This window comes from Pantoea coffeiphila (assembly GCF_016909495.1).
GTDB classification, from domain to species: domain Bacteria; phylum Pseudomonadota; class Gammaproteobacteria; order Enterobacterales; family Enterobacteriaceae; genus Erwinia; species Erwinia coffeiphila.
This window is the reverse complement of sequence record NZ_JAFBFW010000001.1, coordinates 73,239-96,146: the sequence shown is the minus strand read 5'-3', so window position 1 is coordinate 96,146 and position 22,908 is coordinate 73,239. Positions and strand designations below refer to the sequence as shown.

21 protein-coding genes and 1 pseudogene are annotated in these 22,908 nt (G+C 52.8%); 7 read left to right on the top strand and 15 right to left on the bottom strand.

The window, feature by feature from the left end; all coding sequences use genetic code 11:
- Positions 1-108 precede the first annotated feature (108 nt).
- On the top strand, positions 109-1,299 hold the full coding sequence (locus JOE09_RS00455) for a multidrug effflux MFS transporter (RefSeq protein WP_205064390.1): 1,191 nt from the start codon (positions 109-111) through the stop codon (positions 1,297-1,299).
- Positions 1,300-1,309: 10 nt separating this feature from the next.
- On the opposite strand, the gene dadX is transcribed toward JOE09_RS00455, so the two are convergent.
- Positions 1,310-2,380, bottom strand: coding sequence for a catabolic alanine racemase DadX (gene dadX / locus JOE09_RS00450; RefSeq protein ID WP_200543841.1), 1,071 nt, complete (start codon positions 2,378-2,380; stop codon positions 1,310-1,312).
- 30 nt (positions 2,381-2,410) lie between these two features.
- Complete coding sequence (locus tag JOE09_RS00445; protein WP_205064389.1) at positions 2,411-3,712, bottom strand: D-amino acid dehydrogenase; 1,302 nt, start codon at positions 3,710-3,712, stop codon at positions 2,411-2,413.
- A 524-nt stretch (positions 3,713-4,236) separates the two neighbouring features.
- On the opposite strand from JOE09_RS00445, the gene JOE09_RS00440 reads away from it, so the two are divergent.
- Entirely contained in the window at positions 4,237-5,775 is a 1,539-nt protein-coding gene (locus tag JOE09_RS00440) for a SpoVR family protein (RefSeq protein ID WP_200543844.1), read from the top strand.
- A gap of 83 nt (positions 5,776-5,858) precedes the next feature.
- Here JOE09_RS00440 and fadR read toward each other — a convergent pair whose 3' ends face one another.
- Positions 5,859-6,578 (bottom strand): fatty acid metabolism transcriptional regulator FadR, encoded by a 720-nt coding sequence (fadR, locus tag JOE09_RS00435; RefSeq protein ID WP_205064388.1) that lies wholly within the window; start codon positions 6,576-6,578, stop codon positions 5,859-5,861.
- Positions 6,579-6,890: 312 nt separating this feature from the next.
- On the opposite strand from fadR, the gene dsbB reads away from it, so the two are divergent.
- Positions 6,891-7,421, top strand: coding sequence for a disulfide bond formation protein DsbB (gene dsbB, locus JOE09_RS00430; protein WP_105595256.1), 531 nt, complete (start codon positions 6,891-6,893; stop codon positions 7,419-7,421).
- A gap of 55 nt (positions 7,422-7,476) precedes the next feature.
- On the opposite strand, the gene JOE09_RS00425 is transcribed toward dsbB, so the two are convergent.
- The 4 genes from JOE09_RS00425 to JOE09_RS00410 form a co-directional block, all read right to left on the bottom strand.
- Entirely contained in the window at positions 7,477-7,926 is a 450-nt protein-coding gene (locus tag JOE09_RS00425) for a YcgN family cysteine cluster protein (protein ID WP_105595257.1), read from the bottom strand.
- Positions 7,927-7,989: 63 nt separating this feature from the next.
- Complete coding sequence (locus JOE09_RS00420) at positions 7,990-8,649, bottom strand: fumarylacetoacetate hydrolase family protein (RefSeq protein WP_205064387.1); 660 nt, start codon at positions 8,647-8,649, stop codon at positions 7,990-7,992.
- A gap of 57 nt (positions 8,650-8,706) precedes the next feature.
- Positions 8,707-9,744: a lytic murein transglycosylase gene (locus JOE09_RS00415; protein ID WP_205064386.1), complete on the bottom strand. Its 1,038-nt coding sequence runs from the start codon at positions 9,742-9,744 to the stop codon at positions 8,707-8,709.
- Between the two features lie 83 nt (positions 9,745-9,827).
- Entirely contained in the window at positions 9,828-10,103 is a 276-nt protein-coding gene (locus JOE09_RS00410) for a YcgL domain-containing protein (RefSeq protein WP_105595260.1), read from the bottom strand.
- A 157-nt stretch (positions 10,104-10,260) separates the two neighbouring features.
- Between JOE09_RS00410 and minC the strand changes: the two genes are divergently transcribed.
- The 3 genes from minC to minE are packed head-to-tail and all read left to right on the top strand — an operon-like array spanning position 10,261 to position 12,107.
- The gene (gene minC, locus JOE09_RS00405; RefSeq protein ID WP_205064385.1) at positions 10,261-10,980 is read left to right on the top strand and encodes a septum site-determining protein MinC; all 720 of its coding nucleotides are present in this window, start codon (positions 10,261-10,263) and stop codon (positions 10,978-10,980) included.
- A 41-nt stretch (positions 10,981-11,021) separates the two neighbouring features.
- A complete protein-coding gene (gene minD, locus JOE09_RS00400; protein ID WP_200543854.1) occupies positions 11,022-11,834 on the top strand; it encodes a septum site-determining protein MinD in 813 nt (270 codons plus the stop codon).
- A 3-nt stretch (positions 11,835-11,837) separates the two neighbouring features.
- On the top strand, positions 11,838-12,107 hold the full coding sequence (gene minE / locus JOE09_RS00395) for a cell division topological specificity factor MinE (protein ID WP_200543856.1): 270 nt from the start codon (positions 11,838-11,840) through the stop codon (positions 12,105-12,107).
- A 55-nt stretch (positions 12,108-12,162) separates the two neighbouring features.
- On the opposite strand, the gene rnd is transcribed toward minE, so the two are convergent.
- The 7 genes and pseudogenes from rnd to ymcF form a co-directional block, all read right to left on the bottom strand.
- Positions 12,163-13,272 (bottom strand): ribonuclease D, encoded by a 1,110-nt coding sequence (gene rnd, locus JOE09_RS00390; protein WP_205065078.1) that lies wholly within the window; start codon positions 13,270-13,272, stop codon positions 12,163-12,165.
- A 171-nt stretch (positions 13,273-13,443) separates the two neighbouring features.
- Positions 13,444-15,132, bottom strand: coding sequence for a long-chain-fatty-acid--CoA ligase FadD (fadD, locus tag JOE09_RS00385; protein WP_205065077.1), 1,689 nt, complete (start codon positions 15,130-15,132; stop codon positions 13,444-13,446).
- A 216-nt stretch (positions 15,133-15,348) separates the two neighbouring features.
- Positions 15,349-15,945: a Slp family lipoprotein gene (locus JOE09_RS00380; protein ID WP_205064384.1), complete on the bottom strand. Its 597-nt coding sequence runs from the start codon at positions 15,943-15,945 to the stop codon at positions 15,349-15,351.
- A gap of 57 nt (positions 15,946-16,002) precedes the next feature.
- Positions 16,003-16,704 (bottom strand): tRNA (adenosine(37)-N6)-threonylcarbamoyltransferase complex dimerization subunit type 1 TsaB, encoded by a 702-nt coding sequence (gene tsaB / locus JOE09_RS00375; protein ID WP_205064383.1) that lies wholly within the window; start codon positions 16,702-16,704, stop codon positions 16,003-16,005.
- A 69-nt stretch (positions 16,705-16,773) separates the two neighbouring features.
- Positions 16,774-18,672: a DNA repair helicase YoaA gene (locus tag JOE09_RS00370; RefSeq protein WP_205064382.1), complete on the bottom strand. Its 1,899-nt coding sequence runs from the start codon at positions 18,670-18,672 to the stop codon at positions 16,774-16,776.
- Between the two features lie 558 nt (positions 18,673-19,230).
- Positions 19,231-20,979, bottom strand: coding sequence for a hypothetical protein (locus tag JOE09_RS00365; protein WP_205064381.1), 1,749 nt, complete (start codon positions 20,977-20,979; stop codon positions 19,231-19,233).
- Between the two features lie 973 nt (positions 20,980-21,952).
- Positions 21,953-22,084 (bottom strand): annotated as a pseudogene (gene ymcF, locus JOE09_RS26405) (cold shock small protein YmcF); the annotation flags it as partial.
- Between the two features lie 196 nt (positions 22,085-22,280).
- Here ymcF and JOE09_RS00360 point away from each other — a divergent pair.
- Positions 22,281-22,625, top strand: a complete 345-nt coding sequence (locus JOE09_RS00360; protein WP_105594147.1) for a RidA family protein — start codon at positions 22,281-22,283, stop codon at positions 22,623-22,625.
- Between the two features lie 35 nt (positions 22,626-22,660).
- Here JOE09_RS00360 and JOE09_RS00355 read toward each other — a convergent pair whose 3' ends face one another.
- Positions 22,661-22,897 (bottom strand): YoaH family protein, encoded by a 237-nt coding sequence (locus JOE09_RS00355; RefSeq protein WP_105594148.1) that lies wholly within the window; start codon positions 22,895-22,897, stop codon positions 22,661-22,663.
- Between the last annotated feature and the right edge of the window lie 11 nt (positions 22,898-22,908).

The following is a 22,908-nucleotide window of genomic DNA, read 5'->3' as shown; positions in this document are numbered from 1 at the left end:
CTGCGGTGTAAGGAGATAAATCCCTGTCTCCTTACACTTTATGCTTTTCTTTTCCGTGGGTAATCTCTACCCTGTACGGCTTGCTTTAATTTGGATCTTACTTCTGTCATGCAAAAATTCACCCTGCTGTTGCTCAGCCTGGTTCTGCTTGCCCCGCTGGGCATCGATCTGTACCTGCCTACTCTGCCGGACATTGCCGTTGGATTAAATACCCCCGTGGCCAATATCCAGACCACAATCCCCCTGTTTCTGCTGGTGATGGGCCTTGGGCAGATTGTCGCCGGGCCGCTGGTCGATAATCTGGGGCGCAAACCGATCGCCATCATCGGCCTGCTGCTCTACGTTGCCGGTAGCGTGATGGCAGCCACCGCTGACGTCTGGCTGCAGTTCCTTGCCGCACGTATTATCCAGGGCTGCGCCGTGTGCTGTACGGCAGTGGTGGCCTTTAGCGGCGTACGCGATCGTCTGAACGGCGATGATGCCGCCCGCGCCTACGGCTTCCTTAACGGCGCGTTGAATATCGTACCGGCTCTGGCCCCGCTGCTGGGTGGTCTGCTGGCTGAAGCTTTTAACTGGCGCGCGCCGTTCTGGTTCCTGACCCTCTACGCACTGTTTATTGGTCTGCTGGTGGTGTTCTTCCTGCCGGAAACGCGCCCGGCGGATACACAAAAAGTGAAAGGGCTGCCGCTGCGCCAGTACTGGCAGATCCTACGCCAGCCGCGCTTCCTGGCCTTTGCTTTCGCTAACGCCGGTGCGCTGGGTATGGTGCTGACCTACGTTTCACTGGCACCTAACGTATTGATGACCGAAGGCCGCCTGTCTGCTCTGCAGTTCTCAATTGCGTTCGGTGCGAACGGCTTCTGGATTATGCTGGTCAGCGTGCTGGTCAATAAGGTGATTCGCAAACTGGGCCGTCCGATCTGTCTGGCGATTGGCGCACTGGCAATGACCACGGGAGCCGTGATGCTGACAGCCGGCATGTGGCTGCTGCCCGAGGCATGGCAGACGCACTGGGCGCTGTATATGCTGCCTGTAGCTGTGTCGGTTGCCGGCCTGGCCTTTACCGTCGGTCCGGCCACCAGCTATGCGCTGGAACCTTACCAGCAGCAGGCCGGTGTGGCTTCTGCGCTGGCGGGCTTTATTCAGATGGCTGGGGGATCGTCAGCGGGATTATTGATGATGGCTCTGCCGCTGGCAGAAAAGTCAGCGCTGGCGCTGATGATGGTGGCAGGTGCGCTGCTGGCATTTATCGCCTGGCGCTTCAGTAAAAAAGTGCGCGGCACGCTGACCGCGCTCTGATTTCAGACTATCACACCACAACAACCGGCACTCTCGGTGCGAGCGCACACATCAGCTCATACCCGACGGTGCCGGATGCCGCTGCAACATCATCTATCTTGACGTGATTCCCCCACAGCTCTACCGCGCTACCGATGCCGGCCTGCGGGCAAGGCGTTAAATCAACGGTAATCATATCCATGGAAACGCGGCCAACGATGCGGGTCATGACGCCATCAACCATCACCGGCGTACCGGTTGGTGATATGCGCGGATAGCCGTCAGCGTAGCCGCAGGCAACCACACCAATGCGCTGTTCCTCACTGGCACGATAAAGGCCACCGTAACCGACCCGTGCCCCTGGCCCCAGCTGCTGTACGCCAATAATCTCACTGGTTAAGGTCATCACCGGCTTCAATCCGTTACCGGCGATGTCCTGCCACTGCCCGCTGGGTGACGCACCATAGAGAATAATACCAGGGCGAACCCAGTCGTGGTGAGTTTGTGGGTGCCACAGTGTCGCAGCTGAGTTAGCTAGGCTGCGCGGGCAATCGAGCCCTTCAGCCGCCTGCTCAATGCGTTGCAGAGGCTCGGCAATGCCTTCCGCTGTTTCCGCTTCGGCGAAGTGCGCCATCAGGGTTATTTCACCCACGTTAGGCAGTGAACGCAGTTTCTGCCATGCGTTATGCACCTGCTCCGGCTGGAAGCCAAGCCGGTTCATACCGCTGTTCATCTTGAGGTAAATATCCAGCGGTGCGGAGAGTTTGGCCTTTGCCAGCGCCTGAATCTGCCAGTTGCTGTGCACGCTGGTGGTCAGGCGATAGCGATCGAGTATGTCCAGATCCTCCGGGTGGAAAAATCCTTCCAGCAGCAGGATAGGTTTCTTCCATCCGCGTTCGCGCAGCAGGATCGCCTCTTCAAGATCCAACAGCCCAAAACCGTCTGTTTCCTGCAGGCTCTGCCAGACGCGCTCAATACCGTGCCCGTAGGCATTGGCTTTAACCACTGACCACAGGCGCGAGCCGCCTGCGGCTTTGCGGGCAACGGCCAGGTTTTGCCGCAACGCGGCGGTATCGATCGTTGCGACAATCGGACGCGACATACTCTCTCCTTGAACTTTCAATACGGTAAGTTAACGGATACTGGCACCGTGCAATGAGCGGGCCGGCGTTGGCGTATAGCCCGGCAAATAGCGCATTACCGACAGATCTTCCGCCATAATTGCCGGCGTTTTACCCGTAAGAATATCCGCCAGAAGCTGACCGGAGCCGCAGGCCATCGTCCAGCCCAGAGTACCATGACCGGTATTAAGATACAGGTTTTTCAATGGGGTACGGCCCACGATCGGTGTGCCGTCCGGGGTCATCGGGCGCAGCCCGCTCCAGAATGTTGCCTCGGCAACATTACCCCCGTGCGGGAACAGATCGCGCACCACCATTTCCAAAGTACCGCGGCGTGCCGGTAATAATTTTGTATTATAGCCAACTATTTCCGCCATTCCGCCGACGCGGATACGATTATCAAACCGTGTGATCGCCACCTTATAAGTCTCATCCAGCACGGTGGAAACCGGCGCGGCGCTCTCGTCGGTAATCGGTACTGTCAGCGAGTAGCCTTTCAGCGGATAGACCGGGATTTTGACGATGTCGTGCAGCAACGCGGTGGAGAACGATCCGAAAGCCACCACGTAGGCATCTGCGGTAATGATTTCCTCGCCGCACTTCACGCCGCGGATCTGGTTTCCTTCCTGCAGCAGTGCATCCACCTGCATGTTGAAACGGAAGTTCACCCCCGCTTCCGCCGCCATTTTGGCCAGACGCTGAGTAAAGAGCTGGCAGTCGCCGGTTTCATCATTCGGCAGGCGCAGACCGCCGGTGAGTTTATGCTGCGTGGTAGCCAGCGCAGGTTCGACCCGAGCTAAATCGGCGGCTTCCAGCAGTTCATAGGGCACGCCCGCGTCTTTCAGCACGGCAATATCCTTCGCCGCGCTCTCATACTGTTGCGCGGTACGGAACAGCTGTAACGTGCCGCCCTGGCGGCCTTCATACGCGATACCGGTGTCCCGACGCAGCGCTTTCAGGCAGTCACGGCTGTATTCGGACAGGCGAACCATACGGCTTTTATTCTGCTGATAATGGCTCATGTCGCAGTTGCGCAGCATTTTCCACATCCACTCGAGCTGGAAGCGGCTGCCGTCAAGGCGAATCGCCAACGGCGCGTGGCGCTGAAACATCCATTTAACCGCTTTCAGCGGCACGCCCGGCGCTGCCCACGGTGCGGCATAGCCCGGAGATATCTGCCCGGCGTTGCCGGCACTGGTTTCCAGCGCCGCATCCGGCTGGCGATCGATAACCGTAACCTCGTGGCCCGCCTGCGCCAGGTACCACGCACTGGCCACGCCGACCACCCCACTACCGAGAATGACAACACGCATACCGAACCCCATCTGGCTTTCAAAAGAACATTACACTACGTGAGAGCTTTTATTACCGAGTAAACCACCAGAAAAAGCACTCACTCTCCGCTGACAAATTTCACATATTTTTCACCCAGCCAGCGAATAAAAACAAGATATCACTACGAATACAGTTAAAAATTCTTCATTTTTCATAATGACAGCATCTTGAAAACATTTTTTGGAATAAAACGCCTGTTGACAGCACAAACCTTTCACATCATATCTTTTGTTTATAAACAGGATTTAATTCTGAAAAATAGTTACTTTTGGGCATTTCCCATCACGGAAAAATCTTTTTTTAAATCGCGCTCTATTTTCTGTCGAAGATTTCATTTGTTTTCACGAGAGGGATAAGAGACAGTGAACTATCATTGAGATATTGGCTTTTATTCCAGGCTTATCAACGCGGCACGAATGCGGGGGTGAGTTGACATGAAAACGGACATTTTGTCGCTACGTGCTGTATCGCCAGAAACCGGTTTTATAAAAAGGGGTGCGCTATGACAACGATCTTTGACGTTCCAATTACGGACAGCAAACGACTCAATGATGGACCAGACTGGACGTTCGACCTGCTTGATGTGTATCTGAAAGAGATCGATCGCGTTGCCAAATCCTACCGACTGGATACCTACCCTCATCAGATAGAGGTCATTACCTCAGAGCAGATGATGGATGCTTACTCCAGCGTGGGGATGCCAATCAACTATGCGCACTGGTCGTTCGGCAAAAAATTTATCGAAACCGAACAGCGCTACAAGCACGGTCAGCAGGGGCTGGCCTATGAAATTGTTATCAACTCTAACCCCTGCATCGCCTACCTGATGGAAGAAAACACCATGACCATGCAGGCGCTGGTGATGGCGCATGCCTGCTATGGTCACAACTCCTTCTTTAAAAATAACTATCTGTTCCGCAGCTGGACCGATGCCAGCTCCATTGTTGACTATCTGATTTTCGCCCGTAACTACATCAGCGAATGTGAAGAACGCTACGGGCTTGAACAGGTTGAGCGGCTGCTGGATTCCTGCCATGCGCTGATGAACTACGGCGTTGATCGCTACAAACGACCGCAAAAGATTTCGCTACAGGAAGAGAAAGCACGACAGAAGAGCCGCGAGGAATATCTGCAAAGCCAGGTCAATATGCTGTGGCGTACCCTGCCGCGCCGTGAGCGCGAGGAAACACAGTATTCAGCCGCCCGCTATCCGTCTGAGCCGCAGGAAAATCTGCTGTACTTTATGGAGAAAAACGCACCACTGCTGGAACCCTGGCAGCGTGAGTGCCTGCGCATCGTCAGAAAAGTCAGCCAGTACTTTTACCCGCAAAAGCAAACTCAGGTAATGAACGAAGGCTGGGCAACGTTCTGGCACTACACCATCCTGAATCATCTGTATGACGAAGGAAAAGTCTCTGAGCGCTTTATGCTGGAGTTTCTGCACAGCCATACCAATGTGGTGTATCAACCGCCGTATAACAGCCAGTGGTACAACGGTATTAACCCTTATGCTCTTGGCTTTGCTATGTTCCAGGATATTCAGCGCATCTGCCAGCATCCGACCGAGGAGGACCGCTACTGGTTCCCCGATATTGCCGGTAAAGACTGGCTGGAAACCCTGCATTTTGCCATGCGCGAGTTTAAGGACGAGAGTTTTATCAGCCAGTTCCTGTCACCGAAGGTGATGCGAGATTTCCGCCTGTTCACCGTAATGGATGACGATCGCAACAACTATCTGGAGATTGCCGCAATTCATGATGAGGCGGGTTATCGGGCCATTCGGCAGCAGCTTTCCGCGCAGTACAATCTGAGCAATCTGGAGCCTAACATTCAGGTTTACGATGTAGACCTGCGCGGTGACCGTTCGCTGACGCTGCGCTACGTGCCGCAACATCGCGCTCCTCTGGATAAAAGTCGCCGCGAGGTTCTCAAGCACGTTCATCGGCTTTGGGGCTTTGACGTCACGCTTGAACAGCAGAATGAAGATGGTAGCACTGAAATTCTTGACCGCTGCCCACCGCGCCCGAGTACCCCGCTCTGACGACTTTTTTCTGACGTCTGTTTAACTAAAAACGCCCCCGAAGAATAGATTTCATTCGGGGGCGTTTTATATTGAGCTGACCGTTAGCGGCGCGGCGGCGGCAAGTCCGTCGGCATACTAGTCTGCATAGCATGCCAGATTTCACCACTGCGGCGACCGTAGTCGCGTACGATGTCGGCGATCTGTTCGTGCTCGTGAGAATGACAGATATGCAGCAGGTGCTGATAAAAATCCTGCGCTACGCGGCGGGCTTCAGGGTTGGAGAAGTAGTGACGGCCAACCCGGGTATACAACCCTCTGAGTCCATTAAGTATTAAACCGTAGATCGGGTTACCGGAAGCAAACGCAAGGCCACGGAAGATACTGTAATCCAGCTCGGTGTAGGCTTCCGCGTGGTCGTCAATATCGCGGGCGGTTTCCAGCACTTCTTTCGCCTTTTCAGGATAACTGCGAATCGCCCGTCGAATAAAGATGGAGGAAATATCGGTACGCACGGAGAGCAGATTATCAATCAGCTGAGGCACGCTGTCATGATCAAGCCGGGCTAGCGTTTCAAGAATGCTCAGACCGGAGGTTTCCCAGAAGTTATTCACTCGCGTCGGTTTACCGTGCTGAATAGTCAGCCAGCCATCGCGTGCCAGACGCTGCAACACTTCACGAAGCGTGGTGCGCGTAACGCCAATTAACTCAGAGAGTTCACGTTCAGCAGGCAGTATCGAGCCAGGGGGAAAACGGTTATTCCAGATACTTTCTATTATATATTCTTCCGCGAAACCGGCAGGGCTCTGTGCCTTGATGACCATAAGCTTTTTGTTTCCATTGCGTTCATAACTGCAAAAATTCATCTCATCATACCAGAGGCCCCAGGCTACACATAGCTCATGGCAAGAGGAAAATGTCGATCGCCAGCAAAAAAATAAGCTTTATCCTGGTCTTTATCCGGCGTTTTTTCACTTTTGTCCGTTCGGATTGAACACGTGTCTTCGCCAGCGTCTTTTTTCGTACCAGTTTTAATTTAAGTCATTTTACTGCCTAAATTTTTCTTGCCACGAGGCTGGAATACGGCGGCATTTGGTTTACACTGCCGAATCAACGCTTACTACACGGATAGACTTATGTTGAGATACCTGAATCGCTGTTCATATGGCCGGGGTGCCTGGCTGTTAATGGCGTTTACTGCTTTTGCCCTCGAATTGACGGCGCTCTATTTTCAGCATGTGATGTTGCTTAAACCCTGCGTAATGTGCATTTACGAACGTTGCGCGCTGTTCGGTATTATGGGCGCCGGTCTCGTTGGCGCTATCGCACCAAAAACGCCGCTGCGCTGGGTGGCGATTCTGATCTGGCTGTACAGTGCGTGGGAAGGTGTTCGTCTGGCCTGGGAACACACCATGCTGCAGTTGCATCCGTCACCCTTCGTGACCTGCGACTTTGCGGCACGTTTCCCGTCCTGGCTGCCGCTGGATAAATGGCTGCCTTCGGTATTCGTTGCCAGCGGCGACTGTGCAGAACGTTCATGGACGCTGCTGAACATGAGTATGCCGCAGTGGCTGGTAGGCATTTTTGCTGCCTATTTATTAGTGGCCGTGCTGGTGCTGATAGCCCAGGCGTTTAAACCGAAAAAACGCGATTTGTTCTCGCGCTAAATGATAAGGCCAGCAAATATGCTGGCCTTATTCTCTTTACGCGACTGACTGATACTCAGTTGCCGTACCCACGTGGACGATTGATGATGTGCTCTTCCCAGTCCACCACTTCACTTTCATGTACCGCAATATGGCGCACTGAGATCCTTGCTGCGTGCATTGCCGCACGCGATCCCTTCCGTAAAGGGTGCCAGACCGGCAGCGTTTTGCCTTCTGCCAGCACGCGATAGGCACAGCTTGGCGGCAGCCACGAAAAAGTCGGCAGATTGTCACGCGTCAGCTTGATGCAGTCCTCTTCCAGCTCAAAACGGTGCTCATAGTTTCGGCACTGGCAGGTTTTGATGTTCAGCTGGTTACAGGCGACATTGGTAAAGTAAATTTCATCCGTGTCGGCATCCTGCAGCTTGTTCAGGCAGCACTGACCACAGCCATCGCACAGGGATTCCCATTCCTCATCGCTCATCTGCTCCAGCGTTTTTTGCTGCCAGAAAGGGTTATCAGTCATGTCGGTGTCCGGTAAAAGTAAAAACCCGCACCTTATAAAGGGTTTGGGCTGAGTATGCAAGTTTTACAGTACTCGGGTAGCAATACCGTGGCCGCCGAGCGACAGTTCCAGCTTATCGCCAGAGACCATCGGTCCAACGCCTTCTGGCGTACCGGTCAGGATCACATCGCCAGCGCGCAGGGTGAAAAACTTGCTCATATAGGCAATCAGCGGCAGGATTTGGTGGATCATATCGGCGGTACTGCCTTGCTGGCGAACTTCGCCGTTGACGGTAAGCTTAAGCTCAACGTTTTGCGGATCGGCAGTAAATTCACTGCGCGGGATGAAACCGGAGATTGGGCAGGAGTTATCAAACCCTTTCGCTTTCTCCCACGGCTGACCGGCCTTTTTACAGCCCGCCTGGACGTCGCGCAGGGTTAAATCCAGCGCTACGCCGTAGCCTGCAATCGCCTGAGCCACATGCTCTTCGCTGGCATGTTTTAACGTGGCACCAATCAGCACCGCCAGTTCGACTTCATGATGTACGGCACCGAGACCCTGCGGGATGGATAACGGCTGACGGATATCGCACAGCGCGGTTTCCGGTTTGATAAACAGTACAGGTTCGGTCGGGGTCGCGCTGCCCATCTCTTTTATATGTTTGGCGTAGTTACTGCCAACGCAAACCACTTTATTGACCGGAAAATCTAACAATGCGCCTTGCCAGTTGTGATGCTGATACATGTTTTTCCCCTGCTTTGTTGAACGGCAGCCTCGACTATAAACCGAGACCACCCCGTTTTACTGTGCGATAGCATCGGCCATCATGCCAATACTAATGGCAAAATAATAAGATCGATTCCAGTGCATTAGCGTACGGAAATTGTCATAAACCATAAATGAACGACCGTCACCATCTTCAGGCGTGATGATCCACGCACGTCCGGGTGCATTTCCCTGCGATGCCGCTTTGACGGTTACGCCAATCTGCTGCCACTGTAGCGGCGTTTTCGCCTGCGCGTTTTTCAGGCCGCTTAATTCGGTATCAAATCCCTGTGGCAGGGTGACTTCCGTTCCCCATCCCTGCCCGGCTTTCCAGCCTTCTTTCTGCAGATAGTTGGCGATGGAGGCAAACACGTCGTCAACGTTACTCCAGATATCTATTTTACCGTCGCCGTCGCCGTCCTTACCGTAGTTCAGGAACGAGCTGGGCATAAACTGGCTTTGCCCCATCGCACCCGCCCACGATCCCTTCAGTTCATCTGCTGTCATGCCCTGCTGCTGAATGATTTTCAACGCGGCCATCAGCTCTTTTGTGAAAAACGCTTCACGACGCCCCTCAAAAGCTAATGTCGCGAGTGCGGAAATCACGTCCTCTTTGCCCTGAATGGTGCCAAACTGGCTCTCCATTGCCCACAGCGCAACAATATACGAAGGCGAAACACCCGACGCTGCCGCAACGCTATCCAGCTGAGCACGATACGCAGTGAGCCTGTCACGCCCCTTTTCAATTTTGCCCAGGGTCAGTACGCGGCTGAGATAATCGTTAAGCGTCACTTTATGTTCGAGCTGGCTGCGATCGGATTGTATCGCACGGTCAACAAAATGAATGCCGGTGAAGGCGGTATCGATCGTCGCCTGGTTGAAACCCTGCAGGCGAGCGGTGGCTTTAAGCTGTTCAACATAGCCGGGGAACTGTGCGGGATCGCGCCCCTGCTGCGACAGCGTAGCACTGCCCGAAGAAGATAATGCGACAGGTGGGATTGCAGCATAACTTAAACTCATGCTGCTCGAAATAGACAACAAAGTTAACAGCGTGGTAAGGAGTGGCAATTTCATGCATGCATCCTTTAATCACTTCACCCGCGCCGGATTTAAATGCTCAACCCGGCGCCGGTGATATATTTACAGACGATTCCTAGTTAAACTTTTTTATGGTTTTCCAGATGCATCTTAAGCAGACTTTCCGGCGGCGGCGGCATTTGTAAATAAAATCCTTCATCACGTAATGCGGCTTTAACTTTTTCGATATCAGCGCCCACCAGCTTCTTACTGCCGTCCAGCGGCAGCAGCATCGCCAGCTGCGGTTTGCCAAAGCCATTCATCAGAGCTTCAGGGACCCGGGAAAAATCGTCTTTTTTTTCGACATAAAGATAAGTCTGGTCGCGTTTAGTACTTCGATAGATCACACAAAACATATTTTTTACTCGAATTAACCTGGAAGGTAGCTTGCCTGGATATTACAGTAACTATAACATGCTTGCAGAACTTCGGAATATTGTCCTGATTTGATTAACCAGCACAATGTGCGGCTATTTTAGACGGGATGATAAATAACAGGACTGAACGGGACAGATGCCACAATCGCCAATTGAGTTAAAGGGCAGCAGTTTTACACTTTCTGTCCTACATTTGCACCATACCGATCCTGCCACCGTCCGTAAGGCGCTGGCGGAAAAGGTCAGCCAGGCTCCGGCCTTTCTGAGAAATGCGCCCGTCGTTGTCAATGTCTCAGCGTTAACCCGCGATGTTAACTGGCGGCAGATGCAGCAGGCCATTGTGGGTTCAGGCCTGCATATCGTCGGCGTCAGCGGCTGTAAAGACGAACAGTTAAAGCGCACGATTTCACGTTCAGGGCTGCCATTATTAACCGAAGGTAAAGAAAAAAAACCTGCGGGTGATGTGCAACCCGAAGTTCCGGTTGTAGCACCCACAGTCGCTGTAGCAGCGGCTGAACCCTCGGTCGAGAGAACCCGGGTGATTTCCACGCCTGTACGTTCCGGGCAACAAATCTATGCCAAAAACTGCGATCTCATCGTCACGAATAATGTCAGTGCGGGTGCCGAACTGATTGCGGATGGCAATATTCATATTTATGGCATGATGCGCGGCCGCGCCCTCGCCGGAGCCGGTGGCGACAAAGGCAGCCAGATTTTTTGCACTAATTTATCAGCGGAGCTGGTTTCCATAGGCGGTGTGTACTGGATTATGGACCAGATACCGAACGAGTTTTTCGGAAAAGCCTCTCGTCTTTGTCTCAAAGACGGTGAGCTGACCATCCAGACACTGAACTGAGCCATGCTCGCAAGCCCTTTCTTTTCTAAGGAAATTACTATATGGCACGCATAATTGTTGTTACATCGGGTAAAGGAGGCGTTGGTAAAACCACGTCCAGCGCGGCCATCGCTACCGGTTTAGCGCAAAAAGGAAAAAAGACGGTTGTTATCGACTTTGATATCGGCCTGCGTAACCTCGATTTGATAATGGGCTGTGAGCGCCGCGTTGTTTATGACTTCGTCAACGTGATCCAGGGTGATGCCACGCTGAATCAGGCGTTAATCAAAGATAAGCGCACTGAAAATTTGTTTATTTTGCCCGCATCACAAACGCGTGATAAAGACGCACTGACCCGCGAAGGCGTGGAGAAAGTGCTGAACGATCTCGCCGCTATGGAGTTCGACTTTGTCATTTGTGATTCACCGGCAGGTATTGAAACCGGCGCGCTGATGGCGCTCTATTTCGCTGATGAAGCGGTGATCACCACTAACCCGGAAGTATCTTCCGTGCGTGACTCCGATCGTATCCTCGGTATTCTGTCGTCGAAGTCTCGCCGGGCGGAAAATTCGCAGGATGCCATCAAAGAGCATTTACTGCTGACCCGTTACAACCCGGGCCGCGTGAGTCGTGGCGATATGCTGAGCATGGAAGACGTGCTGGAAATTCTGCGCATTCCTCTGGTCGGTGTCATCCCTGAGGATCAGTCCGTACTGCGCGCCTCAAACCAGGGTGAACCTGTCATCCTCGATACCGAATCCGATGCAGGCAAAGCCTATGCTGATACCGTTGACCGCCTTCTTGGAGAAGAACGCCCCTTCCGCTTCATTGAAGAAGAGAAGAAGGGATTCCTGAAACGCCTGTTTGGGGGATAAACCATGGCCTTACTCGACTTCTTTTTATCCCGAAAAAAGAGCACTGCAAACATAGCCAAGGAACGGCTGCAGATTATCGTTGCAGAACGCAGAAGGGGGGACAGTGAGCCCCAATATCTGCCTCAGTTAAAGAAGGATCTTCTGGAAGTCATTTGCAGATACGTAAAAATCGATCCAGAGATGCTGAGCGTCAAGCTGGATCAAAAAGAGGGTGATATTTCCATTCTGGAGCTGAACGTCACGCTGCCTGAGTCGGAAGAACCCGATAAATGACCCTTCCCTGTTCATAATCTTCCCCTGCGATAATGCAGGGGAAAATTGTTTGCGATCAGTCAGCGCTGAGGATTTCGTTAATTCCCGCCTCCAGAAGCGTGCCCCGCCAGCCATCGATCAGCTCCGGTTTACGATCCCGCGGTTTTAATTTCCAGTACCAGCTCAGTAGCTGATTAATCTGACGGCGTGATGCCAGCAGCTCCTGGCTGACACCATGCTGTTCCGCCGCACTGGCCACCAGCGCTTTAATCGCTTTGAACACCGACTTATAGCGCGGATGGTCAATCAGATTAGCAACCGGCTCCGGCAGTTCGCTCTCGTCCAGCGCTTCGGCTTTCGCCACCATTGCCAGCAGCGCCCGTCCATGGAAGCGGATCTCCTGCCCCGGCACGCCGAGATGTTCCAGCTCGCCCAGCGAGCCCGGCAGGTAGCGCGCAATTTTCCATAAATTCTCTTCACGCACCACGAAATTCACCGCCATATCCTTTTCGCGCGCCGTCTCCAGACGCCAGGCGGCCATCAGACGTAACGCGGCCAGCTGGCGCGGTCGCAGCTGCCAGGCGTTGGTAATTTCACGATAAGCTTCCTGCGGGTCGAGCTGTGCGGTACGACGCTGGCACAGCAGGCGGCATTCATCCAGTGCAGCAGCCATCTGCCCGGCGGCTTCCGTTTCAGCCATCAGCTTCTGCGCGATAGGCAGCAGATAGAAAACGTCCGCAGCAGCGTACTGACACTGTTTTTCCGTCAGCGGGCGCGCCATCCAGTCGGTACGAGATTCGCTCTTGTCCAGGGCGATACCGGTAAAGGATTCCACGATAGTGGCAAATCCGCAGGAAAGGGGGCGACCGGAAAACGCAGCAAGGATCTGAGTATCAATCATCGGGTCGGGAAGTACGCCAAACTCATGCAGGAACACTTCCAGGTCTTCGCTCCCGGCGTGCAGGAACTTAACGATTTCACGATCCTGCAACAGGTCACGGAAGGGTTTCCAGTCTCCGATGGTCAGCGGATCGATTAGCGAAATCGTCTCACCGTCGAAAAGTTGGATCAGGCCCAGCCGGGGATAATAGGTGCGCGTGCGAACAAATTCGGTATCCAGCGCCAGTGCCGAAACCTGACGGGCGCGCTGGCAAATCTCGGCCAGCGCTTCGTTGCTGGTAATCATGGTGTAATTCAAAATAACAGTCTCTTGTCGCAGGCAGCATCGCGGCCTGCCTGTGCAGGTGTTAGAAATAATAATGCCGGGTGCATCCCGGCATTTTTGTCCCCGTCGCCCCGACCAAAACGATGATGCAGCCGGATAGCAACGGAGTATCGATATCGCGCAGTCGTTCCCTCAGACTGCCGTTTTTTGCGCCGCCTTAATCGCTTCATCGCGCAGTTCCCGGCGCAGAATTTTTCCGACGTTGGTCTTCGGCAGCTCTTCACGGAACTCCACAATTTTCGGAACTTTATATCCCGTCAGATACTTTTTACAGTGCGCAATCAGCTCTTCTTTGGTCAGGGAAGCATCCTTCTTCACCACGCATATTTTCACCGACTCGCCGGCTACGTCATTGGGAACGCCGATTGCGGCGGCTTCCCGCACTTTAGGATGCAGCATCAGCACATCTTCGATTTCATTGGGATAAACATTAAACCCGGAAACCAGAATCATGTCTTTTTTGCGGTCAACGATGCGAAGAAAGCCTTCATGATCAACGGTAACAATATCGCCGCTGCGAAGCCATCCATTTTTTAAAACTTCATCCGTCGCGTCAGGGCGCTGCCAGTAGCCCAGCATCACCTGCGGTCCTTTAATGCACAGCTCGCCTGGTTCACCTGGCGCGACCTCATTGCCCTCATCGTCAACCAGCTTCACATCGGTCGACGGCACCGGCAGGCCGATACTGCCGTTGTGGCACTGGATATCGTACGGGTTGACCGAAACCAGCGGCGAGCACTCCGTCAGGCCGTAACCCTCCAGCAGATAGTGCCCGGTCAGTTTTTCCCAGCGCTCAGCAACGGACTTCTGTACCGCCATCCCGCCCCCTGCCGAAAGACTGAGGCTGGAGAAATCCAGCTTGTTGAAGCCTTCATCGTTCAGCAGCGCATTGAACAGCGTGTTAACGCCGGTAATGGCGGTGAAGGGGTATTTTGCGAGCTCCTTAACCAGGCCCGGAATATCACGCGGGTTGGTGATCAGCAGATTGGCACCGCCGAGATCGATAAACAGCAGGCAGTTAACCGTCAGCGCGAAGATATGGTACAGCGGCAGTGCCGTAACCACCGTCTCCTGCCCTTCTTTCAACAAAGAACCGTAGGTGGCACGGGTCTGCTCAAGGTTGGCCTGCATATTACGGTGGGTGAGCATCGCTCCCTTCGCCACGCCGGTGGTGCCACCGGTGTACTGCAGAAACGCCAGGTCGTCATTAATGACGTCCGGCTTGGTGTAATCCAGAGTCGCCCCGCGCTGCAACGCCTGTCGGAATGAGATCGCACCCGGCAGATGATACTTGGGCACCATCTTTTTGATGTACTTCACCACGAAGTTGACCAGCGTGCCCTTTGCCGTTGACAGCTGATCGCCAAGCCGGGTGAGGATCACATGCTTAACCTGCGTTTTCGCGACAACTTTTTCCAGCGTGTGGGCAAAGTTGGAGACAATCACAATAGCGCTGGCACCGCTGTCATTCAGCTGATGTTCTAATTCTCGCGGGGTATAAAGCGGGTTAACGTTGACCACCGTCATTCCCGCTCGCAGTATGCCAAACAGGGCGATGGGATATTGCAGCAGGTTGGGCATCATCAGCGCCACACGGTCGCCTTTCTTCAGCCCCAGTTCCTGTTGCAGATAGGCGGCAAACGCCCGGCTGCGAATATCAAGCTGTCGGTAAGACAGGCTCTGCCCCATATTGATGAACGCCGTCTGTTCGGCATAACGCAGTACCGCGTGTTCAAACAGGTCAATGAGAGAGCGGTAACGGTCCGCATTAATTTCTGCCGGAACATCGGCCGGATAACGGTTAAGCCAGACCTTTTGCAAGGAGTCACCTCGAAAATGAGTATTAGTAGTCATCGCAGCTCAGCCTCTGATTTCTGTTAACATTATTTTAACTCAGCGTACCAGTTTGCTCAGCTCTCCGTTTTGAGGTTGCGAAGCCCATCACTAAAAATTTCTCACCGGGAGAAAAGTAAACAAAAAAAAGGCACACCCGCTGAAACACAGCGGATATGCCGTGAAAATTTCGCTACAGCACGACTACTCGGTCAGGATTGTCTGAACCTGCGCCGGTGCCGGGGAGTAATAGCCCCAGGGCGGTGGGCCCCAGTATCCGCCGTGGCGGCGACCATAACCGGGACCATACCAGATCCACGGGTCAATCGGCTGCGGTGCCGATACAACTTGCTGCACCCTATGCCAGCGCTGGTAACCTGTTACTTTCACTACAACAAAGTTGTAGTTAGCATCACCAATTTTGCCTTTTTCAATCCCGGCGATAGGCCCGACAACGGTGACCATTTGATTATTGAAGTTAATCGGATCGACAAAGCCGTTGACGTCAGCGAACACGCGACCGATCGTCGCCGACCCTAAAATCGGACGTGCTGTATCATCCAGACGCATAGCGGCAATCTCAAGACGGGTCATGCCGTTCTTGTTACTGACGCTAATCACTTTACCGCCGAAGCGCGATTCCTGCCCGACATAGAGCTGTGGCGCATTAAGCACTCGCACCAGATCCTGCTGCGGCATTGCCGACGTTCCCTTCACTGAATCAGGCACGGTCACGCAACCTGAAAGCAATAAGGACGTTAATAACAAACCACTCAACTGCCAAAAACGAGATTTACGCATAAGATTCTCCCAGGTACTGTTGATTTGACTGCACCGTGGCGAAATAGTTGCTGCGACTCACTCGCGGCCCGGTAATTTTTTCCATGTCACTTCATTACGTAAATAAGTCGGTTCTGCATGCTCCGGAGCGACAGTTTCCCCCGCTGCCAGCGCCTGCGAGGCAAGAATCAGCATGTCCTCAGCGGCAGGCAATTCCACCTCACTGACAGTTAACACCAGTTGGCTGTTTTCAGCCAGCTCAGGCCATGCTTTCCAGCCGGTCCCCACACAGGACCATTCACCGCTTAACGCGGCCATACGTTCACTTGCCGCCTGAGGACTGAGCACGGCTTCGCTCTCTTCGCCATGCCAGATGCCCTGTTCATCGCGCTGGTACTCAGCCCAGTAAACTTCGCCCATGCGGGCATCAATGGCGGCCAGCACCCGCGTTGCTCCGCTCAGTCGCCAGGCGCCCTGCGCCATCGTTTTCAGCGTGGAAACGCCAATCAGCGGCAGCTCCGCACCAAGCGACAGCCCCTGCGCAATGCCGATGCCGATGCGAACGCCGGTGAAACTGCCCGGCCCACGACCAAAAGCCAGGGCATCAAGATCCTTCAGCGCCACGCCACCCTGCTGCAGGATGTCCTGCACCATAGGGAGAATGCGCTGGGTATGTTCCCGCGGGCAGAGTTCAAAATGGGCCAGTCGTTGCTGGTTATTCAACAGAGCAACCGAGCAGGCTTCCGTGGCCGTATCAATGGCTAAAATTCGCGTGGACATTGCAACCTCAGGGATAAAAATTTCGGCGCGAATAATAGCACAAAGCGCGCCGAATTGATGACTGTCACGTTATGGCTTGAGAAACGCCGCCGCCAGGCTGATGTCTCGCGTGCGCGGTGTAGGCGGTAAGCTGTTCAAAAACACCGCACCGTAGGGCCGCATCACCAGCCGATTATCACAAATCACCAGCACGCCGCGATCGTCAACGTCGCGGATCAGGCGGCCAACGCCCTGCTTTAGCGTGATAACGGCATCCGGAAGCTGTACCTGATCGAACGGATCGCCGCCGCGCAGTTTGCAGTCTTCCATTCTCGCTTTAAGTAATGGATCGTCGGGCGAAGTGAACGGCAGCTTATCGATAATGACCAGCGACAACGTATCGCCCCGCACATCCACCCCTTCCCAGAAGCTGCTGGTTGCCACCAGCAGCGCATTGCCAGCGGCAATAAACTGCTTCAACAGCTGGCCTTTGCTGGTTTCCCCCTGCAGCAGCACCGGCAATGTGAGCGTTGCGCGAAACTCCGCGGCCAGATCGCGCATCACCTGATGAGAGGTACAGAGGAAAAAGCAGCGGCCATTGTTGGCTTCGATCAGCGGACGCAGCATGCGCGCCAGCTGGCGAGCTCCACCGGGTTGATTAGGCGAAGGCAGATTACGCGGAACACACAGCAGAGCCTGACGGGAATAGTCAAACGGGCTGTCGAGGATCAGCGTTTCGGCCTTTTCCACGCCCAGACGCTCAACGAAATGGGTGACCTGTTCGTTCACCGCCAGCGTGGCCGAGGTGAAGATCCAGCTGGCCGGGCGCTCTTCCATCACCTCGCGGAAACGATCCGAGACGGAGAGCGGCGTCAGAGCCAGAATAAAATGGCGAGAGTTGCATTCATACCAATAGCTGAAGCCAGGCTGCGAAACATCTTTCAGCCGTTTCAGCCTTCCACGATAGAGCGCCGCGCGCTCAAATGCCGCATCCAGCAGCGCCGAACGCCCCAGCGACAGCTTCGCCACGTCATAGCACAGCTCCAGCGCGTCATCGAGCAACAGTAGCGCTCGCTGCACATGGGGATCGCTAAGCAGCTCGCGCAGGTTGCCACGAAACCCCGGATCGCCTAAAGCCAGGCGAAAATCCTGCGCGCTTTGCGCCAGCCGATCGGCTGACTTTTGCAGCTGCTGCACATCGCGGATCTCGGTACGGTAGGCAATGGTGATGTCTTTGGCCAGATCCAGCAGCTGGCGGCTGGAGAGCTGCTGACCGAAATACTGGCTGGCGATATCCGGCACCTGATGTGCCTCATCGAAGATCATGACGTCTGCTTCAGGGATCAGTTCGGCAAAACCGCTCTCTTTTACCACCATATCGGCCAGGAACAGATGGTGGTTAACCACCACCACGTCAGCATCCATCGCCTTGCGGCGTGCCCTGACCACGAAGCAGTCTTTGTACTGTGGGCAGTCGCTGCCCAGACAGTTATCGTTAGTGCTGGTGACGAGCGGCCAGATGGTGCTGTCCTCCGCCACCCCGCCGCAGGTACTGATATCGCCATCAATGGTTTCGCTGGACCAGCCACGCAGATGGACCAGATCGCTCATCGCCTGCACGGCGAGTTCCCCCCCGGCCATCGACTGCTGCTCAAGCCTTTCAAGGCACAAATAGTTAGAGCGCCCCTTAAGCAGCGCCAGCGTGCCTTTAAACTTGAGCGCCTTTGCCACCGTGGGCAGATCGCGGCTGTAGAGCTGATCCTGCAGGGCTTTCGAACCGGTGGAAACAATCACTTTTTTCCCGGAGCGGAGCGCGGGAGCGAGATAGGCGTAGGTTTTACCGGTGCCGGTACCAGCTTCCACGACCAGTTCGCCGCGCATGTCGATAGCTTTCGCCACCGCCGCCGCCATTACCCGCTGGGGTTCACGCGGTTTAAAACCGGGGATCGCCTGCGCCAGAGCGCCGTCCACTGCAAAATCGTCTGCCACAAATCCTCACTACCGGAGAGAAACTACTGTAATTATGTCAGTATTACCTTTAGGATGCAAAATTATCAAAATCAATAAGTTATATAACTTTTATGCGCATTGATTGTACAGCAAGGCACTACAAAGCACGCCAGGTCGCTACATATTTATCAATGCGTTAGCCGATTATTTTGAACGAAAGTAACAGCAATTATCTTAACATTAGGCAGCCCAGTGACTAAATAGTTGGACGTTGCCCCGGCATGATCTCCAGAGTGATGTAATTCATCCTCCCGGTTAGCGTCATCTCAAGAGCCTCTTCCTCGAACGCCTCACCTTCCTCAATTATCAGCGCACTGCCCGAACACTTCCCGATATACTCTTCTCCGAATAACTCTAAACCGACTGTGTCATCCTGACCCGCTCTTAATGCCCGATCAACGATCACCAGACGACCCACATTATTTCTGCTCTTTCATGATGCTGTTTTTAAATGAGATGTGGATTTCGTAATAGCGGGGCATGATGTCCTTCCGTCCAACCATAACTGTATACAAATACAGTATTATCATTTTAGCGTTATATAATACTCACCCATGACGCTCCATCAGCCGCTACCGGGCCAACCCCCCCAGCCAGAGAAGGGTTAGTATTGTAGCAATAGCCGCCCCGGTTAACGCCGATATTGTTCACATCAGCGCTTATACCAAACCCTTTCACTAACCAGGTAACTCCTGCTGCAGGCTGGGTCGGTATGCATGAGTTCCCATACAGCAGCTGTCCCTGCACTTTGACTACCCCGGCGGTTGTGTAAAATATTTCCCCGATTTTAGAAAATACCGTTGCTCCTGCTGCTTCGACCGAATAACCGGTGACCAGGCTGATAAGCTTGTCGGGTGAAGTATATGAACCACCAATAAATTTGAATGTGGGCGTTGAGGAATCGAAGTTTCCAGTTGTCGCATAACAGGAAAATCCATTTATTTGATTAAGATTATTGTACGTCACCATTGATATCTTACCTCCGGACTTTCTCAAAACGGACTGTCCCGAAGAAAGCGTAATAGATCCGTCCATGGTAAGATTATTAATCTGCCCACGGGTAACTTTTACACCGTAACCCTCTGGTACATTAGCGTTGAGAATTGCCGCATCGAAGGAAATCTCAAGATTATCAATTCGGCTGACATCAGATCCGGCACCATCACCGCCAACCTCAAGAAAACAGGCCACGTTTCTCGGGCAAATACAGGAAAGATTGTGGACACTGACCGATGAGTTCCCTGCAGTACCCGTCGTCACTGAAATAACCGGCACGTCTGAGCCAGAAAAATCACCCGATATTATACCAATACTCATATTATCAATATTGACACCACTACCGCCACCAACTGTTTTCACCTCAACAGCCCGGTAACTCTCACCGGGCATTGCTCCGATATTATCAATATTACACGTTTTAACATCAGTAGAAGAAAGGTGCTCTGAATCAGTCCAGATACGGAAAACACTCTGCTTAAATTTGCCGTAAATTCCATCGACATTCAAATGATTAATGGGTGTTGTACTATTTCCCGCAACTTTCACGGCACACAGCGAATTTTCACCATAGATACCCTGAACATCAATATAGTTGAATGCGCCCCGCAGGCCAATATCATAATCCAGATAATCCCCACCGGTCAGTGCAAACATATCATCACCCGTTGCACCATAGAGATTGCGTACATAGGCATAATTAATGGGTGGCTGAAGATGCAACCCATCCGAACGGTTATTAAAACGTAATCCCTGTGCATCCAAATACTGGACGTTTGCGACAAGATAGGAGTATTTAATTGCGCCGGCGATCAATAACCCCCCGCCAAGCCTGACACGTTTAGCGGAAGCAATGCAGATGCAATGCATGTCAAGTCCGGAAGCAGTATTACCACTGGTGAAATTATAATCAACAGTCCCTCCGCCCCATAACCCGATATAGTCAGAACGGATGTCAACATTTGCCGTATTTTTCGCATACCCTTCACTGACGCTACGTTTAGAAAGTATGTATGACCAGTACTGGCTGACAAATACAGGTTTCACATTACCTGGCGAGCCTGAAACCGTCACCCCATCTTTTATTTCAATATCGGTGTTATCAGGTATGACTATAGGGCCATTAACATACAGAGTACCGGTATCGGTAAAAACAATCCGCGTTATTTCCATCTTTCCTGAAAGTGTATTTAGCATTCGCTGTAAATTATCAGCATTCGTTCCCGGTGAGTTATGGTTCAACACACCATAGTCGCTAACAAAATATACCCTATCCAGTTTATCTTTCACGGTCTGTTGGGTAGCAACATCCCCTGAATTTTTATAGCCAAGAATTGAACCATCGGTTCGGATAATATCGCTCCTGAGCGACGCTTCACCTTCGCCAAACCCTTTCTCCCGACCTGCATCACCAGCACTCTCAGGAGTTGAGCCCGGCGAAATGGCTTTGGGTCCAGCCCAACTCCTGTCGTATGGGTAATATTCGCCGCTGCTTTCCTATTGCAAAACAGAGTCAGGAGTGTCGAGGGTAGAACCAGCCTCAAAAGATTTCTTCGTAAATTATCCATAATTAAATTTTCCTTGACTGGCATCATAATTGATACCAGTAATTGTCCTTCGACTGACGCCAAATCCGTCAGCGCAGGTATAGTTATACGACGTTACGAATTCGTCAAATTTTCCAGCATTAAATATGCAAATCTGCTGAGCTGATATTTGGCATGGTCAGGCTGGTCAGCGTGTTTACCCGGAATTTTTCATAACAAACCGACAGGAGCGCACTGGCATCCAGGATTACGTGTATTATTCAGACTACGTAAAAGCCGTTGTACCCTTGCTGTTTGATTTCTTCTCATCGACACGCCAGAGAGTAGCGTCCATTTCCTTCCGTGTGGCGATAACGTCGCGCAGGCGGCAGCGGTAGCAGCCAGCGAATTAACGTGAAAATTTGGCAGGTTGTCGTGGCGAACTTCACCTTTTCGCGGAATAGTCGCCTGACGTCATCCTGAACCGCGTTGGCAGAGGTACAGGCAACGTATGCCGGAAGAGTTTGCCGTAAGGGCTATCCAGACAGAGGAGCGAGCGCCAGGAAACACCCCGTTGAGCCACCCGAAGGCTCTTCATTACTCAAGCTCATCAGGTGCTATCACGGTTGCGTATGGTCGGCAGCGATCGTTACCAGCTACCTGTTTGTTTTGGGGAGGAAAAGGACAGGGCTGAATCTGTCACTGAAATTACGCAGTGATTTTTACTGACTGGCCGTCATAATTGACTTACAAAATATGCACTTAGCTCCATACGGGTTCAACTTGGTGATATCAAGATGAGAAAAACGGTACTGAATGCTAAAGCAGGATGGGCAGATAAGTTTGAAATTGTAGATAATAACCTTCATTTTTTTATTTAAGAAAAACCACCTTAACACTAATAATCCAATAAATATGTTTTATTTCTGTTTTTTATTCACGATGGTTTTTTTTAATAATAACGACGTGCCATGAGTCAGAATGCGCAGCGCCCTGCCGCAGGTGACTCGCGCCGCCGTTTATGCCAGGCTATCGCCGGTGATTAAAGTGTAAAAAGGAAAACTCATGACCATTGAACGTATCGATCCGGAACACCGCATGTCGGAAGCCGTCATCCATAATGACGTGGTGTACTACACCAGCGTGCCGGAAAACCTGGATGAAGATGCTGAAGCACAGACGGCGAATGCGCTGGCGGTAATCGATCGCATTCTGACGCGCGTAGGTTCGGACAAGAGCCGCATCCTGGATGCCACTATTTTTCTGGTCAATAAAGAAGATTTTGCCGCGATGAACCGCGCCTGGGATGCGTGGGTGTCGCCGGGTAACGCACCGGTACGCTGTACCGTTCACGCCGGGCTGATGAATCCAAAGTATCTGGTTGAAATCAAAGTCGTGGCGGCAAGATGAGTAGCACCCCTGCCCTGGCGGCAGGGGGCTTTATATCAGTAATCTTCGTCTTCTTCTTCGTCGTCTTCATCATCCTGACTATCGGCATGATGCTCGTCGTCTTCATCATCAAACATCACCGCAACGTGGCCGCCGGTGTGCGTGCTGCGGATTTCTTCCGCCACCATGGCAATGGCCTGGCCGCTGGTCAAACCTTCTGACATCAGCTGGTGAATGCGTTCTACGGCCTGCTGCTGCTGTTCATGTGTCAGCGCGGGTAATCCTGTAAACATAGTGGCTCCTG